The organism is Paraclostridium sp. (genome assembly GCF_051657365.1).
GTDB lineage: Bacteria > Bacillota > Clostridia > Peptostreptococcales > Peptostreptococcaceae > Paraclostridium.
The window spans coordinates 66,652-83,395 of sequence record NZ_JBOFKN010000101.1 but is presented as its reverse complement, the minus strand read 5'-3'; the positions used below and the strand labels follow the sequence as shown (position 1 = coordinate 83,395).

Annotated in this window: 17 protein-coding genes; 1 reads left to right on the top strand and 16 read right to left on the bottom strand. The window is 29.8% G+C overall.

Features of this window, described 5'->3' with window-relative positions; translation table 11 throughout:
• Nucleotides 1-104 precede the first annotated feature (104 nt).
• The 11 genes from ACRCYC_RS07615 to ACRCYC_RS07565 form a co-directional block, all read right to left on the bottom strand.
• Complete coding sequence (locus ACRCYC_RS07615; protein ID WP_438618538.1) at nt 105-2,048, bottom strand: KUP/HAK/KT family potassium transporter; 1,944 nt, start codon at nt 2,046-2,048, stop codon at nt 105-107.
• A 228-nt stretch (nt 2,049-2,276) separates the two neighbouring features.
• Nucleotides 2,277-3,035 (bottom strand): MerR family transcriptional regulator, encoded by a 759-nt coding sequence (locus ACRCYC_RS07610; RefSeq protein ID WP_438618537.1) that lies wholly within the window; start codon nt 3,033-3,035, stop codon nt 2,277-2,279.
• A gap of 107 nt (nt 3,036-3,142) precedes the next feature.
• Nucleotides 3,143-4,477 (bottom strand): CoA-disulfide reductase, encoded by a 1,335-nt coding sequence (locus ACRCYC_RS07605; protein ID WP_438618536.1) that lies wholly within the window; start codon nt 4,475-4,477, stop codon nt 3,143-3,145.
• A gap of 226 nt (nt 4,478-4,703) precedes the next feature.
• Nucleotides 4,704-5,078 carry a YhbY family RNA-binding protein gene (locus ACRCYC_RS07600; protein WP_438618535.1) on the bottom strand — a complete coding sequence of 125 codons (375 nt, stop codon included), beginning with the start codon at nt 5,076-5,078 and terminating at the stop codon, nt 4,704-4,706.
• Between the two features lie 30 nt (nt 5,079-5,108).
• The gene (gene obgE / locus ACRCYC_RS07595; RefSeq protein WP_438618534.1) at nt 5,109-6,386 is read right to left on the bottom strand and encodes a GTPase ObgE; all 1,278 of its coding nucleotides are present in this window, start codon (nt 6,384-6,386) and stop codon (nt 5,109-5,111) included.
• Between the two features lie 189 nt (nt 6,387-6,575).
• Nucleotides 6,576-6,860 (bottom strand): 50S ribosomal protein L27, encoded by a 285-nt coding sequence (gene rpmA, locus ACRCYC_RS07590; RefSeq protein WP_021428632.1) that lies wholly within the window; start codon nt 6,858-6,860, stop codon nt 6,576-6,578.
• Between the two features lie 14 nt (nt 6,861-6,874).
• The gene (locus tag ACRCYC_RS07585) at nt 6,875-7,192 is read right to left on the bottom strand and encodes a ribosomal-processing cysteine protease Prp (RefSeq protein ID WP_438618533.1); all 318 of its coding nucleotides are present in this window, start codon (nt 7,190-7,192) and stop codon (nt 6,875-6,877) included.
• A gap of 11 nt (nt 7,193-7,203) precedes the next feature.
• Complete coding sequence (rplU, locus tag ACRCYC_RS07580; RefSeq protein WP_438618532.1) at nt 7,204-7,515, bottom strand: 50S ribosomal protein L21; 312 nt, start codon at nt 7,513-7,515, stop codon at nt 7,204-7,206.
• Nucleotides 7,516-7,632: 117 nt separating this feature from the next.
• Entirely contained in the window at nt 7,633-9,036 is a 1,404-nt protein-coding gene (locus ACRCYC_RS07575; RefSeq protein WP_438618531.1) for an Rne/Rng family ribonuclease, read from the bottom strand.
• 183 nt (nt 9,037-9,219) lie between these two features.
• Complete coding sequence (locus tag ACRCYC_RS07570) at nt 9,220-9,918, bottom strand: TIGR03936 family radical SAM-associated protein (protein WP_438618530.1); 699 nt, start codon at nt 9,916-9,918, stop codon at nt 9,220-9,222.
• A gap of 2 nt (nt 9,919-9,920) precedes the next feature.
• Nucleotides 9,921-11,768 carry a TIGR03960 family B12-binding radical SAM protein gene (locus tag ACRCYC_RS07565; RefSeq protein WP_438618529.1) on the bottom strand — a complete coding sequence of 616 codons (1,848 nt, stop codon included), beginning with the start codon at nt 11,766-11,768 and terminating at the stop codon, nt 9,921-9,923.
• A 278-nt stretch (nt 11,769-12,046) separates the two neighbouring features.
• On the opposite strand from ACRCYC_RS07565, the gene ACRCYC_RS07560 reads away from it, so the two are divergent.
• Nucleotides 12,047-13,240 carry an FprA family A-type flavoprotein gene (locus tag ACRCYC_RS07560; RefSeq protein WP_438618528.1) on the top strand — a complete coding sequence of 398 codons (1,194 nt, stop codon included), beginning with the start codon at nt 12,047-12,049 and terminating at the stop codon, nt 13,238-13,240.
• A gap of 48 nt (nt 13,241-13,288) precedes the next feature.
• On the opposite strand, the gene mgsA is transcribed toward ACRCYC_RS07560, so the two are convergent.
• The 5 genes from mgsA to ACRCYC_RS07535 form a co-directional block, all read right to left on the bottom strand.
• Entirely contained in the window at nt 13,289-13,702 is a 414-nt protein-coding gene (gene mgsA, locus ACRCYC_RS07555) for a methylglyoxal synthase (protein WP_438618527.1), read from the bottom strand.
• A 19-nt stretch (nt 13,703-13,721) separates the two neighbouring features.
• Nucleotides 13,722-14,840 carry a rod shape-determining protein RodA gene (gene rodA / locus ACRCYC_RS07550; RefSeq protein WP_438618526.1) on the bottom strand — a complete coding sequence of 373 codons (1,119 nt, stop codon included), beginning with the start codon at nt 14,838-14,840 and terminating at the stop codon, nt 13,722-13,724.
• A gap of 89 nt (nt 14,841-14,929) precedes the next feature.
• The gene (gene minE, locus ACRCYC_RS07545; protein ID WP_438618525.1) at nt 14,930-15,214 is read right to left on the bottom strand and encodes a cell division topological specificity factor MinE; all 285 of its coding nucleotides are present in this window, start codon (nt 15,212-15,214) and stop codon (nt 14,930-14,932) included.
• A gap of 17 nt (nt 15,215-15,231) precedes the next feature.
• Nucleotides 15,232-16,029: a septum site-determining protein MinD gene (gene minD, locus ACRCYC_RS07540; RefSeq protein ID WP_438618523.1), complete on the bottom strand. Its 798-nt coding sequence runs from the start codon at nt 16,027-16,029 to the stop codon at nt 15,232-15,234.
• A gap of 26 nt (nt 16,030-16,055) precedes the next feature.
• A complete protein-coding gene (locus ACRCYC_RS07535) occupies nt 16,056-16,736 on the bottom strand; it encodes a septum site-determining protein MinC (RefSeq protein ID WP_438618522.1) in 681 nt (226 codons plus the stop codon).
• Nucleotides 16,737-16,744: the final 8 nt, after the last annotated feature.

The following is a 16,744-nucleotide window of genomic DNA, read 5'->3' as shown; positions in this document are numbered from 1 at the left end:
CTAACTTAAATAAAATATTTATTTAAGTTAGATTCAGCAACTTTTCTTATTGCTAAAAAAGCACCTCAAAATAATTTTTTAAAATTACTTTAAGGTGCTTATATTTAGTTTGCTCTAGTCAATTTAACTTTATTTTTTTTGCCTATAACTATAGGAACTTTCTCTATTTCAACAATACTAGTATCTATTCCAAACCATTTTTCTGGTGACACTGTTATTTTCTTCATAAATACTTTAAAACTCATTATAAGATTGTCCCATTTCGAAAGATTACTTTCATTAGATAATATTTCTTCTAATATTACAAATCTAAAATCACCTACATTTTTATCACAACTATTATTTATCATGTAGTCCTTAGGAGTGAAATCTAATTCCCCTGTAGCTATTAAATCTTGAATTACTTCACGTAAAAATACATTTACCTTTTGGCTTACCCTAAATCCTAGTTCAAACTCTATACTAAATATTTTATTTGGTTTTATTGTGTATACCTTATAACTCATTGTATATGGTTCGTCAGTTACTTTAACATGTATGAACCAATAATATTTTGAGCGTTTTGGTCTTTTATTAAATATAGAATGTAGTATTTTATTTTCAACATACTTTCTATTATTTGATTGAGTTAAATATACTGTGTGTGTTGAATATATAGGTAATTCAGTGTCTTCTTCTATAGCTTTAAATTTATCTATATAATCTGATATTTTACTATATTGATTATATTTTTGTTTTATATGTGCTCCATGAATCCATGTGTACATAATAAATATTATTAGTAATCCTATCATTAATGTTATATATCCACCTCTGAAGAATTTAAATAAATTTGCATATAAAAAGCTTAATTCTATACTTCCAAAAACAATTAAAACAACTATACCTAAGATAGGTTTTCTTCTATTATACTTTTCATATTGTGATAACAATATAGTTGTCATAAGCATAGTTACAGTAATTGCTAATCCATATGCAGCTTCCATGTTTTCAGATTTTTTAAAATATAAAACTAGTAATATACATCCAATCCCTAAAATATAATTTATTGCTGGTATATATATCTGCCCTTTTTCTTCATTTGGATATCTAACTTTAAGTCTTGGAAATAAATTCAATTTTATAGCTTCTGATATCAACGTAAATGATCCAGAAATAAGAGCTTGACTGGCTATAATAGCTGCCATCGTTGCAATTACTACTCCTGGTATAACAAACCATTTTGGCATTATTAAGAAAAATGGATTATCATTTATAACTTCTCCATTTCTTGAAATAAGCCACGCTCCTTGACCCAGATAGTTAAGCACTAAGCATATTTTTACAAATACCCAAGTATAATAAATATTTTTTCTTCCACAATGCCCTAAGTCAGAGTATAGTGCCTCAGCTCCTGTTGTACAAAGGAAAACAGCACCTAAAATATAAGAACTTTCAGGACTTGTAATTAATAAATTTATTGCATAATAAGGATTTATTGCTTTAATTATTTGAGGATATGCTGTTATTTGTGATACTCCAAGTATAGCTAACATAGAAAACCAAATAAACATCATAGGCCCAAATAATCTACCAATTTTGGTAGTCCCAAATTTTTGGAAAGAAAATAAAAATATTAGTATGCATATAACTAATATTATTACCATTTTTGTACTCAATGGAAATATTAAATTTAATCCTTCTATAGATGATGTAACTGTAACTGGTGGTGTTATCATTCCATCTGCTAAAAGAGCTGCTCCACCTATAACTGCTGGTACTATTAACCACTTAGCTCTTTTTCTTACTAATGTATATAAAGAAAATATTCCACCTTCTCCATTATTATCAGCTTTAAGTGTTAGTATTACATACTTTATAGTTGTCTGAAGCGTTAGTGTCCAAAAAACAAGTGATACTCCTCCTAATACTAAATCAGTAGACGCGCGACCTCCATTTGTTGCTAATATTGCTTTCATAACATAAAGCGGGGAGGTACCTATATCTCCATATACAATTCCTAATGCTACTAATAATGATGCCACACTTATTTTTTTACTACTACTCATGATGAGGTCCCTTTCTTACTAAAATAATTAATATTTCTAAATTATATTGATTATAGACTATAATGTCTAACCTCATATAATCCAATTTATACTGTTATTTATCTAAATAAGATTATATTATTTGTTAATATGTATATTATTGTTGTATTTCATTATTATTCCAATTTATTTTTTGAATATCTATTAAACAAAAAGACCCTAGGTTTTAAAATTTACCTAGGGTCTTTTTTATTTATTTTTATCGCAATAAATATTCATTGCATCACTTAGAAATTGAGCTAGCCCTTCACCATATTCATCTATATTTTTAGCAAATCTTTCATCTGCAACATACATAAGTGATAAACCTCTAAATATTTCTATCTTACAATCGTAAAAATTATTAGTTATATGATCTCTCCAGTTTTGAACTAATTTTTGAACTTCTTTATCACCAGGATCTTTATCCATCAATTTACTTAATTGCAAATAAATATTGTTAGCTTCTTTTGAAATATTCTCCCAATCACTTTTAACATAGCTAGCAGTTTTTTCATTACATTCTTTATAAGCACCACTGTCTCCATATCTTTTTTTCGTTTCTTCATCATACTTTTCTTTATGTGATTTAATTTGTTCATAATTAAATCCTTCAAAATTTTCTTTGCTCATCTTCTCATTCCCTCCCATATTATCTACAACTTCATCTATAGATGTTATTATTTTTTCCATTCTATTTTTCTTCTTAACTATTAATTCTCTTTGTAATTTTAAAGCTTTTTCTCTATCAAAGTCTTCATCATCTAATATATTTTTTATATCTTTAAGTGAAAACTCTAATTCTTTAAATATTAATATTTGATATAACCTTTTAATATCTTCTTCACTATATAATCTATAATTTTTTTCAGTTTTTTTACTAGGAACCAAAATACCAATCTTATCATAGTGATGAAGCATTCTAATACTTATACCACTTAATTTAGAAACTTCATTTACTTTATACATATCTACCTCCTAAAATAATACTAAACTATTACATAGTGTGAGAGTCAATACACTTTTTATTTTTTATAAAAAAAGAAGTTACTAATATAGTAACTTCTTATAATTTATTATTTAGATACATTTCCAGCTACGTTTAATATATCCCAAGTTCTAGCAAACGGTGGTGCATAACATAAGTCTAGCATACCTAATTGACTAGTAGTTAACTTTCCAAATACACAAGCTGCTATCACGTTAGTTCTTTGAACAGCGTCTTTAAACCCTGCAACCTGTCCTCCTAATATAACCTTAGTGTTTGCATCGTAAACAAGCTTTACATACATTTTGTTTCTTCCTGGATAATAATTAGTTTGATTGAAATCTGATATAAACTTAGCTTTAACTTCTATTCCTAATTTTTCAGCTTGAGCTTCTGTAATTCCAGTTGCCGCAGCTTCCATATCCATAACTTTTATACAACTTGAACCTAATGACCCTTGGAAACTATTATTAGCTCCTGCTAAATTTTCTCCAACTATTCTTCCTAGTTTATTAGCTCCTGTAGCAAGTGGTACATATGAATCTTGGCCTGTCACTATATTGTGTATAGTAGCACAATCTCCAGCTGCATATATATCATCTATTGAAGTTTTACCAAAATCATCAACTATTATAGCTCCATTTGGCAACATATTTATTTTAGTATCTTTTAAGAATGATGTGTTTGGTCTAACCCCAGTAGCTACTATAACCAAATCAACTTCATATTCACCTTTATTAGTTATAACTTTTTCTACCTTAGTTTCTCCAACTAATTCATTAACTATTTCTTCTAAGTGTAAATCAACATCATGATTTCTTATTTCTTCTTCTAATACATCAGTTATTTCTTTATCGAAAACTTGTGGTAATATCCTATCTTCTAATTGAAATACAACTACATCTTTTCCTAACTTTTTAGCAGCCTCTACAGCTTCAAGACCTATAAACCCAGCACCTATTATAGCTACCTTTTTTACATCTTCTTTATTCATTAATTCTTTTACTCTTACTCCATCTTCTAAACTTTTTAATGTCGATACATTTTCAAGTTTAACATTTTTAATTGGAGGTATTATACTACTTGCTCCAGTAGCAATCATTAATTTATCATAAGAGTCTACAAATATATCTCCTGTAGCTACGTTTTTAACATTTAACTTTCTAGATTCTGTATCAACAGAAACTACTTCATGGAATATATTTAAATCTATTCCACTTTCTCTAAACTTTTCAGGTGCTCTAGCAATCATATTTTTAGGATCATCAAAGAATCCCCCAACAAAATAAGGAAGCCCACATGCTCCAAATGATACTACATCTGTTTTTTCATAAACTACAACTTCATAATCTGGTTTACTTCTTTTTAGTTTAGCAGCAGCACTCATACCTGCAGCTACCCCGCCGATTATTATAACTCTCATGTCTTTTCTCCTTAATAGTACTTTGTATAAATTTTATAATTTTCAATATAAAAATAATTCCACCCTAGTATATCGTTTACCCATTACTGAAAATATCTTAACATATTTTAATTGTTTTTTCTACATTTTTTGAAATTTTAAAATATTAAGTAAATAATAGTTTATTTAGTTTTAATTAAAATAAAAAAAGATGCCTTCAAATATTTCTAGGCATCTAATTATATAATTATCTAGCAGATCTCTTAGTTGGTTTCCCTTTTTTAGTTAAAGTTACTTTTTCATTTACTTTTTTAGCCTTAGCTTGCTCATGGCCTGGGAATATTATCTTTGGATCTTCGTCATTTTTCTTATATATAGTAAATTTAAATCCTATAGCTTGAACGAATTCCGCTCTTATAGCTTCACATATAGCATTTGCAGTTTCTTTTGTATCTAATCCTGCATTTTCTAATATTGAAACCTTAACTATTTCTCTAGATTTTAACATACCTTCTAATTGCTCTAAGAAACTTTCAGTAACACCTTCTTTACCTATTTGAGTTATAGGTTTTAAAGTGTTAGCTACAGATCTTAAATATGCTCTTTGCTTTCCTTTTAACATGTGTACACCTCTTTACGTCTTTAATTAATTTTAGTTATAGAACTCGAATTCTATATCGTATATCTTAACAGTATCTCCATCTTCTATGCCCATTTCTCTTAGTTTATCAAACACACCTTGAGATTCCATAGATTTTTGGAAGAACTGAACTGATTCCATATCTTCAAAGTTAACAGAGTACATTATTCTTCTTAGTGCTTTACCAGTAACAACAAATACTCCATCTTCTATTTCTACTTGTAGTCCTTCTTCAGTATCTTGAACTAATTCAGGTCTATACATTTCTTCTTCTGATACTAACTCTATGTCTTCAACTTCTTTTAATAATTGAGAAACATAAGCTATAACATCATCAATACCTTCTCTTGTTGCAGCAGACATTTTAAATACTTTGTATCCTCTTGACTCTAATTCATTTTTAAAGTCTTCAAAGTTACTAGCATCTTCCATTATATCTATCTTATTAGCAACAACAACTTGTGGTCTACTTGATAATTTTTCATTGTATAATTTTAACTCATCATTTATCTTATCAAAGTCTTCTAGAGCATCTCTACCCTCTATACCTGATATATCAACTACATGTATTAATACTTTTGTTCTTTCAACATGTCTTAAGAAGTCATGTCCTAAACCGATACCTTCAGCAGCACCTTCTATAAGTCCTGGTATATCAGCAAGTACAAAACTATCTCCAAACTTAGTTTGAACAACACCTAAGTTAGGTGTTAAAGTTGTGAAATGATAGTTAGCTATCTTTGGTTTAGCTTTAGTTACAACTGATAAGAATGTTGATTTTCCTACATTAGGGAATCCTAATAAACCAACATCAGCTATCATTTTTAACTCTAGCACAATCCATTTTTCATCTCCATCAGTTCCTGATTTTGCAAATGCAGGAGCTTGTCTTACTGCATTGGCGAAGTTTTGGTTTCCTTTTCCACCTCTTCCGCCTCTTGCAACTACAGCTTCATCGCCTTCTTCTTTTAAGTCAGCAATTATAAGACCTGTAGCTTCATCTCTTATTATTGTTCCTGGAGGAACTGATAACACTAAGTCTTCACCGTTTTTACCAGCTTGTCTTCTCTTAGTTCCATCACCACCAGCTTGAGCAGCGTATTTAGTTTGATATTTAAAGTCCATTAATGTTCTTAATCCTTCATCAACCTTAAATATTATGCTTGCTCCACGTCCACCATCGCCACCGTCTGGGCCTCCTGCTGGAACGTATTTTTCTTTTCTAAAAGATACTGCTCCATTACCACCGTTTCCAGCTTTCACAAATATCCTAGCCTTATCTATAAACATAATTATTCACCTTCTTACTTTAAAGCTTTTTTCTTTATATTTGCCATAATCTATAATATAAATTCTATCCGAGCCATATTTAAAATATAAACCTAATATTAAATATACAAATGCATAAAATTAATATTAGGTTTATATTAATCCTTATATTTAAAAAAGGAGTGTATGAACACTCCTTTCTTTAGTATATTACTCAGCAACTGGGTATACACTTACTTTCTTTCTTTTCTTGTCTTTTCTTTCGAATTTAACAGCACCGTCAACTAATGCGAATAAAGTGTCATCTCCACCTTTACCTACGTTAGTACCTGGATGTATCTTAGTTCCTCTTTGTCTAACTATTATACTTCCAGCAGTTACAACTTGTCCATCAAATCTCTTAACACCTAATCTTTTAGAAACAGAATCTCTACCGTTCTTTGAAGATCCTACCCCTTTTTTAGATGCAAGTAATTGTAAGTTCATTTTTAACATTCTGGAGTCACCTCCTACTTTTTTAGAATTTTTATATTTTTTGGGTATTCCCTTTTAATTTCATTAATAGCTAATTGAAAATGTTGTAATAACAATTGAGCCTTGTCTAGATCTTTATCTTTTACAATACACTCAATATGACCTTCTTGGCCTATTACTTTATCAAATTCAATTTTTTGCAATATACTTAAAGAATTTATAACTGATACTGCATTTGACGTGACCGCCGCACATACAATGTCAGAACCTAGTTCTGCGTAATCAGCATGTCCTTTTAGACAAAAACCTTTAAGCTTGAAATCGTCGTTTTGATAATATTTAACCTTTATCATGGTTCTTACAATTAAGCGTTTATCTTTTCAACTACTAACTTAGTGTAAGCTTGACGATGTCCGTTCTTTCTTCTGTAGTCTTTCTTAGCTTTATACTTGAAAACTACAACTTTCTTAGCTTTTCCTTGCTCAACAACTTTAGCAGAAACAGTCGCACCTTCAACAACAGGGCTTCCTACTACTAAGTTTCCGTCTTTAGAACAAGCTAATACTTCGTTTAAAGTAACAACGTCACCTTCGTTAGCTTCTAACTTTTCTACGAAGATTACATCTCCTTCAGCAACTTTGTATTGCTTTCCTCCAGTTTTAACTATAGCGTACATTAAATACACCTCCTCGGTCTTAAACTCGCCAATCAAAGGTACTCCAAAGAGATTTCCAAACCTTTATTGAGCGGCACTACATTTATAAATAATACTATAATTTATAGTAACTGTCAACTAACTATTAAAAATAATATTCATTTTTTCATGCCCTATTTCTGTTTTTTTACTCAAGTCTATTTTTATATTATATTTTTGACTTATGCTATCTATTTTAGATTTATAATATTTATTAATATCATCTACAACCTTTTCATTTAGCTGAATTTCAATATTATCATAAGATGTATGCTCTCTAACTCTCATAACTTCTTTTTCAATTTCATCTATCAATCTTTTTATAGATTTTATGCTTTCTCCACTTTTACATATATCACATTCTTTAAGATAGTAACTATCTATAGAGTCCTTTTCTCTTCTTCTAGCTATTTCAACTAATCCTAGCTTAGTCATTCCCATAACATTTATTTTTCTTTTATCTTTTAAAGTTTCTTTATTTAAAATTTCTAAAAGGTTTTTTTTGTATTCATTTTTTTGCATATCTATAAAGTCTACAATTATTATCCCAGCCATATCTCTTATTCTTAAAAGTCTAGCAACTTCAACAGCCGCTTCTAAATTTGTTTTATAAACTGTTTCATCTAAATTAGAGTTTCCTGTAAACTTGCCTGTATTAACATCTATAACTGTAAGAGCTTCTGTTTTATCTATTATTAAATATCCCCCACTCTTTAACCATACTTTCCTACTTAAACACTTGTCTATTTGAGTTTGAACAGAATGTAAATCAAAAACGTCTTTATTATTTTCTAATACTAATTTATCCTTATACTCTTTATTTACTATAGATAAAATAGCCTTTAATTCTTCATACTTATCATTGTTATTAACAACTATTTTTTCAACATTGTCATTAACATTATCCTTAACATACTTAGATGCAAAATCTAAATCTTTATATAAAAGCTTTGGTCCCATACCTAACTTAAATTCCTTCAATACATAATCATACTTCGTCTTTAAATCAGCTATATCTTTTTCAATTTCTTCTTTAGAACATCCAACAGCTTCAGTTCTTATAATTCCAGTAAATTCTTCATCTATATCTTGAACAATCTTCTTTATCCTAAAGCGTTCCTTCTCAGATTTAATCTTATTAGACATAGTTAACCTATTATTAGAAGGAATATAAACTAAATGCCTACCAGCAAAACTAATCTCTGTATTAAGCTTTGCACCCTTAGTGCCTATAGCTTCCTTATTAATCTGAACTAAAATATCCTGCCCACACTTAATACTTTCATTACTCTTCATACTCAAATACCCAAGTTTCTCAGTTCCAATATCAACAAAATAAGCCTCAATTCCCTTTAAAGCTTTCTTCACAACACCTCTATAAATATTAGAAACTGTCTTACAATTTAAATTATCCTCTATCAAAAGCTCACTCAACTTACCATCCTCTAAAACAGCAACCTTTTGAGAAGTAACTAACGACTCTATAACAATACTCTTCAACAAAAATTCACTTCCTCTTCTCTCTTCTTCCAATATCCAAAATTATTATCTAAATCGGCATTAGCAAAGAGTGTAGTATGTATGTTGACGAAACACTTAACGTGCACAGCACGTCGTGTGAAGAAAACATACATACTACACTCGCGCGTCCCTATATCAGAAAAGAGGTGGATATCCACCTCTTTCCTACATTGGAGTTACTAGTTCTCCATCTTTAACTACATATAATTCTCTTCTTAGTATATCAACATCTAAAGGATCTATATCCATTTCAAATATTTCTAACATCTTAGGAATAAATATATTAGTATTTAAATTTGACTTAGACCCTGTAGATACAGTCGCTTCTAAAGTTATAACCTTATCTTCAACATCCATAACATCGAAGTTTTTTATCATAGGTCTTATATCAACTTCTACAGTTTTACCTTTTTTATTTTTCTTAGTTATTATTATTTCTTCAGTATTCATTAAGTCAGCTACTTTAGTCTTAACATATTCCTTAGATAATGGCTTCTCTACTTCTATAGTAAACACATATTCACCATATTCTATAGTAGATGCTAACGAAGGAACATCTTTAGTTATTTCCATAGCCTTTGTAAAAGCTACCCCTTTTGGCATAGTAGCATTTATTCTTGTTAAAAACTCTTCTGGACTTAAATTGTCCTCTATTTCAACATCTACATACTCTCCTTGACTTTCTGTACCTAATGCAAGTGCGTGTCCATAACTCATCTTAGGGTGAGGATTATATCCTTGAGAATATGATAATTCTATATCAGCTCTTCTAAAAGCTCTTTGTAATAATCTTTGTAAATCAAGATGTGATGTATATATCATATCATCTTCTTTTTTAAACTTACATCTTAATATTTTGCTCATAATTAGCACATCCCCTTTCCTATAGTATGTGTATTTATTCCACAACCATTACATTTATGTCTGCAGTCAACAGTTATAGCATCTTGCTTTGACTTTTCATTTTCTCTCATTAAGAATTTTTTATTAACTCCAACATCTAAATGATCCCATGGGAATACTTCTTCATAATCTCTTTCTCTGTTAGCATAAAATGCTATATCAAGATTGTTATTATTCATAGCTTCTTCCCATATCTCTAACTTAAAGTGTTCAGCCCATCCATCAAACTTAGCTCCAGCTTTATATGCATCATATATAACTTTACCTAATTTTCTATCGCCTCTAGCTACAACAGCTTCCATTAAACTAGTTTTTGAGTCATGGTAGTTATATTTTATATTTCCATTTCTTAACTTTTTAACTAAGTGTCTTTGCTTTTCTCTTATTTCTTCAGTTGTATCTTGTCCATGCCATTGGAATGGAGTAAATGGTTTAGGTACAAAAGTTGATGTACTTACTGTAACTCCAAATGCTCTCTTTATCTTTCCATTGTGAACATCTCTATACATATCTATAACTTTATAAGCAAGATCTGCTATACCATCTAAGTCTTCATAAGTTTCTGTCGGAAGACCTATCATGAAGTATAACTTAACACTATTCCATCCCATTTCAAATGCTTTTCTTGTAGCATTTTCTAAATCTTCTTCAGTTACGCCTTTGTTTATAACATCCCTCATTCTTTGAGTTCCTGCTTCTGGTGCAAATGTAAGACCTGATTTTCTTACTTGCTGTATTTTCTCGGCTATTTCCATAGAGAAGTTATCTAATCTTAGTGAAGGTAGTGATATACCAATATTTTGAGATGCATACTCATTAACTAGATAATCAGTAAGCTCTGATAATTGACTGTAATCACTTGTACTTAATGAAGATAAAGATATCTCATCGTAGCCTGTATTTTTAACTAATTTTTCAAGTATTTCTTTTAGTCTATCTAAACTTTTTTCTCTTATCGGTCTGTATATCATACCAGCTTGGCAGAATCTACATCCTCTTGTACATCCTCTAAATAATTCTAATACTATTCTATCGTGAACAGTATCTATAAATGGAACTATTAATTTTTCAGGATAAAAAACTTCATCCATATCCTTTATAATTCTCTTATGTGGATTTTGCGGTACCCCGTCTACATTAGGTTTTACTTCTTTTATAGTACCATCTTCATTGTAACTTACATCATAAAACTTAGGTATATAAACACCTTCTATATTAGCTATATCTAATAAAAACTCATCTCTTGTAGTTTTATTTTTCTTCCATGCTTTATATCTATTTACTATTTCTAAGTTAACTTCTTCTCCTTCACCTAAAACAACTATATCAACAAAGTCAGCCATAGGTTCTGGATTATAAGCACATGGACCTCCAACTAATACAAATGGAGCATCTATATTTCTATCTTTAGCTAATATTTCAACTTTAGCTAAATCTAACATGTTTAATATGTTAGTATAAGATAGCTCATATTGAAGTGTAAAAGCTAAAAAATCAAAATTAGTTATAGCTTGTCTTGATTCTAATGCAAATAAAGGAATATTATTTTCGCGCATTTTTTCTTCCATATCTACACTAGGTGCATACACTCTTTCACAAAATACTTCTTCATCTCTATTTATAACATCATATAATATATGGCTACCTAAGTGACTCATTCCTACCTCATAAAGGTCAGGGAAACAATGAGCATATCTTATTAGGTTTTCATTTGATGTGTCTTTATGTATCGAGTTTACTTCATTACCTAAATATCTAGCAGGTTTTTCAACCTTTTTAAGAATCCTTTTTAAGTCTATTTTTTTATTCATAAAAATCCTCCGTAAGTTTATTTCTTTATATAAACATAAGTATTATTATACACGATATACTAAAATCTATCAAAATATAATTACTTATAATATTTGCAAATTACTAATTATTCTATTCAAAATAATAGCATTTTTTGTTAATATAGTAATTAAAGCATATACAAATTTTAAGAATTTTTAAAGTCTTTTGTATACAATGTGTTTTAATGCTTTATTATTGGGTATATTTTAAATATAATTACGTATTTTATTAATTAGGGTTCTAGGAGGATTTTCTTATGAAAAAAGCGTTCGAAATTAAAAATGATATTTATTGGACTGGTGTTATAGATAAAGACTTAAAAGTCTTTGACATCATAATGGAAACTGAATTTGGTACAACTTATAATGCTTATTTTATAGATGATGAAAAAAAAGTATTATTCGATACTGTAAAACCAAACTTTAAAGATGAATTTATTGAAAAATTATCATCATTAACAAAAATAGAAGAATTAGATTATGTTGTTGTACATCATACTGAGCCAGATCACGCTGGAAGCTTAAAATATATATTAGATATAAATCCAGATGTAGAAGTTATATGTACAAATGCTGCTAAAATGTATTTAGCTGAACAAGTTAATAGACCATTTAAATGTCATGTTATAAAAGATGGTGAAACTTTAAATATTGGTAAAAGAACTTTAAAATTCATATCTGCACCTTTCCTACATTGGGCAGATACAATGTTTACTTATATAGAAGAAGATAAAACTTTACTTACTTGTGATGCTTTTGGATGTCACTTTGCAAGTGTAGATCCTGAAATCGTAAATAACGAAGATTACTTAAAATCATCTAAGCATTACTTTGACTGCATAGTTAAACCATTCTCTAAGCATGTTTTAAAAGCTGTAAATAAAGTTATTGAATTAGGATTAGATTTCGATACTATATTAACATCTCATGGTCCACTGTTAACAAAAGATCCTATGGCTCAAGTTAAGAGATATGTAGATTGGTCTACTGAGACAGTTAATTCTACTAACCAAGATCAAGTAGCTATATTATACTTATCAGCTTATACTAACACTAAGGTTATGGCTGAAAAAATATATGATGGTATAATATCTACTGGTGAAGCTGCTGCTTTATATGATATAGAAGAAATGGATTTAGCAGAACTTCATGATGTTATGGTAATGTCTAAAGGTATATTATTCGGTTCTCCAACAATAAACAGAACTATGGTTAAACCTATGTGGGATGCTTTTTCTTTAATAGATCCTATGGCTAATCAAGGTAAATTTGCTGGAGTATTTGGTTCTTATGGATGGAGTGGTGAAGGTATAACAATGGCTGAACTACTTGTTAAAAACATGGGATTCAAAATGCCAGTTGAAACACTTAAGAAGAAATTCTTCCCAAGTGATGAAACTTTACAAGAATGTTTCGATTTCGGTGTAAACTTCGCCGAATCAATTAAATAATAAATAAAAAATGCTATCTCTTCGAGATAGCATTTTTGTTATATTTCATTATATACGTTGAGTTGAAGTCTTTCTAACTTCCCTCCAAGAAAATTCCCCTCTATCAATAGCCTTAATAAAAATCTCAGCTGATGCAAGATTAGTAGCAACGGGAACATGATAAACATCACAAAGTCTAATCAAAGCTTGTATATCTGGTTCATGAGCTTGAGCTGTCATTGGATCTCTAAGGAAAATTACTAAATCAATATCTTGAGAAACTACTAAAGATCCTATCTGTTGATCGCCTCCAAGAGGTCCAGATGCTAACCTCTTAATATTAAGTCCTGTTTCATCTTCTATTCTCTTTCCAGTAGTTCCTGTAGCGTATAAACCATATTGACTAAGTATAGATTCATAACCTATACAAAATCCAACCATCGTGTTTTTCATCTCATCATGTGCTATTAATGCTATATTCATTTAAGTCACCCCTAATATATTAGAAATTTATTTTCTTTCTTCTCATACCTACATTTAAAACTAAACCTAAGTTAGCAAGTGATGTCATTAATGAACTTCCTCCATAACTAACAAAAGGTAATGTTACTCCTGTAACCGGTATAACAGCAACAGTCATTCCTATATTTTGTATAATCTGATATGCAAACATACAGGTAACTCCTATTACAATAAGTGTTCCATAAAAATCTTTTGCTTCTCTAGCTATAACAATCATTCTTATCAAAAACATTGCGTATAGTAATATTATAACAAACATTCCTATAAGCCCTAATTCTTCACCTATAACTGCAAATATAAAATCACTATCTTGAACTGGTAAGAAATTATTTTGATTTTGAGTACCTTCATATAATCCTTTACCTGTAACTCCTCCTGAACCTATCGCAATCATCGACTGCATTACTTGGTAGTTACCAGGTAGTGTAATATCTTCTGGATTTAAGTAGGCATCTATTCTTATTCTTTGGTGCGGAGCCATTACCATATACATAAGTGGCATTGCTATTACTACTAACATAAGCCCTCTTTTAATAATTTTATCATTAAGGCCTGCAGTAAATAACATTCCCCCTATTATACAACAAAATACTATAGTAGTCCCTAAGTCTGGTTGTATAAGTAAAAGTAATATTATAGGTGCCGCATATAACACTAAAGGTATCAAGTCCTTTATAGTATTTAACTTACCTTTTTTCTCTTCTACTATCTTTGCATAACTTAGTATAAATGTTAACTTAACTAACTCAGATGTTTGAAAATCTAAAACTCCAAGGTTAAGCCACGACCTAGCTCCTCCCATATCCTTACCTAGTCCAGGTATCCATACTAATACCAATAACACTATACTAAATACATATAACCCTTTATAGTGTTTACCTAAAAAATTATAATCAAATAGCAATATAAGAAATACAAGCCCCATACCTACCATAAAAGCTATACCTTGCTTTGTTATCTGAAAGTAATTACCTGTTGTAGTGGCATGAGTCGCACTACTCAATATAACTAAACCAAAAGCAAATATACAAGTAACTATAGCTATAAGCTTCCAATCAAGTTCTTTTATTAATTTTAATTTCGATTTTAAATCAAACATGTCATCACCATCTTTCTTATTAAGACCATACCTAAGTAGCACAGTTGTTTTAATACAAAAAGGGGACCGACTAATAAGCCCCCCCTTTTTTATCTACTTCTTTCTCTTATATTCTTTAATGGTATATTAGCAACTAACGCTGATATTGGACCATCTTCTTCATCACTTCTAGATTTAGCCATCTTTATTTCTAATCCGTCTTCTTCTATCTCAGCATAATTTGCAATAACTTTTAAAATATCCGACTTAATTAAGTCTAGAAGTTGTGGAGAACAGTCTATTCTATCATGTACTAAAACTAGCTTTAGCCTTTCTTTAGCTACATTTTTGCTAGTTTTAGATTCATTAGAGAATATCTTAAATAAATCTAACATGAATTTATCCCCCTTCACTACTTAGCCATTCCAAACATCTTTTTGATTTTAGTTAATATATTAGTTTCTGTTTCTATTTGCATAAGAGGTATATCTTCTCCTAATATTCTCTTTGCAACATTTTTGTAAGCTTGCCCTGCATTTGATTTTGTATCTAAAATAGCAGGCTCACCCTTATTAGTAGAAACTATTATACATTCATCATCAGGAACTAATCCAATTAAGTCTATAGCAAGTATCTCAACTATATCTTGCTTGTCCATCATATCTCCACGTTTAACCATTTCATTTCTAATTCTATTTATAACTAAACGTATATCCTTAACTTCATTAGCTTCTAATAATCCTATTATTCTATCTGCATCTCTAACAGCAGATATTTCTGGATTAGTCACAACTATGGCTCTATCAGCTCCAGCTATAGCATTTTTAAATCCTTGTTCAATTCCTGCAGGACAGTCAATTATTACATAATCAAATGACTCTCTTAATTTATCGCATAAACTTTTCATTTGATCTACTGACAATGCATTTTTATCTCTAGTTTGTGCTGCTGGTAGTAAATATAAATTATCAAATCTCTTGTCTTTTATAAGAGCTTGTTTAAGTCTACAAGTTCCTTCCACAACATCAACAATATCATACACTATTCTATTTTCAAGACCCATTACAACGTCTAAATTTCTAAGGCCTATATCAGCATCCACTACAACAGTTTTCTTATTTTCTAAACTTAGAGCCGTTCCTAAGTTCGCTGTAGTTGTAGTTTTTCCAACTCCACCTTTACCTGATGTTATAACTATAACTTCACTCATAATACTACCCCCTCCTACTAAATTATCTATTTATTTTTTTTGGGTAAATAATTTTCAATCACAATCATCTCATTACTAGTAAATGCTATTTCTGGATTTATAGCATCGCTTTGTATATAATCTTCATCTGGTGCTTCTGCAATATATTTTGCAATTTTCAAAACCTTAGGGTTTAGATTATTAGCAACTATATATGCATTTTTATTTCCATTCGCTCCTGCATGTATAAATCCTTCTACTCTACCCATTACAACTACATTACCATATGAAATAACTTTTGCTCCAGGACTTATATCTCCCATTACAACCACACTACCAGTAGCCATAACTTGACATCCTGGTTTCATATCTGCCATTACAACTACATCTCCTTCAAATTCAATGTTATCTCCAGAGCGCATACCATTTACGTATTTAGTTTCATAGCGATCATATGGTAATTTTACTGATTCTTCTTCTATAAATTCGATATCAAATTTAGAAGTTATATCTTCTTTAAGTTCAAGTAATTCTACATCACTTAAATATTTATAATTTATAGAACAAATTTTAGCTCCATTGAAAAAACCTACAGAAGATTCTATTTTATCTATGATGCTTTGCTTTATTTCTTCAAAAGGTGCTTTTTTCTTCACATTTACAACGATGCCTCTTTTATTTCCTTTGAACTCTACTAGTTCTTCATTAGCTGCTGCTTTAAAAGACATTTCATACC

Excerpts from the sequence above, each read along its gene's own strand:
- ACRCYC_RS07610 (WP_438618537.1), bottom strand. The coding sequence starts at position 3,035 with ATGTATAAAGTAAATGAAGTTTCTAAATTAAGTGGTATAAGTATTAGA.
- ACRCYC_RS07570 (WP_438618530.1), bottom strand. The coding sequence starts at position 9,918 with ATGAGCAAAATATTAAGATGTAAGTTTAAAAAAGAAGATGATATGATA.
- rplU (WP_438618532.1), bottom strand. The coding sequence starts at position 7,515 with ATGTACGCTATAGTTAAAACTGGAGGAAAGCAATACAAAGTTGCTGAA.
- ACRCYC_RS07600 (WP_438618535.1), bottom strand. The coding sequence starts at position 5,078 with ATGTTAAAAGGAAAGCAAAGAGCATATTTAAGATCTGTAGCTAACACT.
- ACRCYC_RS07615 (WP_438618538.1), bottom strand. The coding sequence starts at position 2,048 with ATGAGTAGTAGTAAAAAAATAAGTGTGGCATCATTATTAGTAGCATTA.
- rpmA (WP_021428632.1), bottom strand. The coding sequence starts at position 6,860 with ATGTTAAAAATGAACTTACAATTACTTGCATCTAAAAAAGGGGTAGGA.
- mgsA (WP_438618527.1), bottom strand. The coding sequence starts at position 13,702 with ATGAATATAGCATTAATAGCACATGATGAGATGAAAAACACGATGGTT.
- obgE (WP_438618534.1), bottom strand. The coding sequence starts at position 6,386 with ATGTTTATAGATAAGGCTAGGATATTTGTGAAAGCTGGAAACGGTGGT.
- ACRCYC_RS07585 (WP_438618533.1), bottom strand. The coding sequence starts at position 7,192 with ATGATAAAGGTTAAATATTATCAAAACGACGATTTCAAGCTTAAAGGT.
- minE (WP_438618525.1), bottom strand. The coding sequence starts at position 15,214 with ATGTTAGATTTATTTAAGATATTCTCTAATGAATCTAAAACTAGCAAA.
- ACRCYC_RS07560 (WP_438618528.1), top strand. The coding sequence starts at position 12,047 with ATGAAAAAAGCGTTCGAAATTAAAAATGATATTTATTGGACTGGTGTT.
- ACRCYC_RS07605 (WP_438618536.1), bottom strand. The coding sequence starts at position 4,477 with ATGAGAGTTATAATAATCGGCGGGGTAGCTGCAGGTATGAGTGCTGCT.
- ACRCYC_RS07565 (WP_438618529.1), bottom strand. The coding sequence starts at position 11,768 with ATGAATAAAAAAATAGACTTAAAAAGGATTCTTAAAAAGGTTGAAAAA.
- ACRCYC_RS07535 (WP_438618522.1), bottom strand. The coding sequence starts at position 16,736 with ATGTCTTTTAAAGCAGCAGCTAATGAAGAACTAGTAGAGTTCAAAGGA.
- rodA (WP_438618526.1), bottom strand. The coding sequence starts at position 14,840 with ATGTTTGATTTAAAATCGAAATTAAAATTAATAAAAGAACTTGATTGG.
- minD (WP_438618523.1), bottom strand. The coding sequence starts at position 16,029 with ATGAGTGAAGTTATAGTTATAACATCAGGTAAAGGTGGAGTTGGAAAA.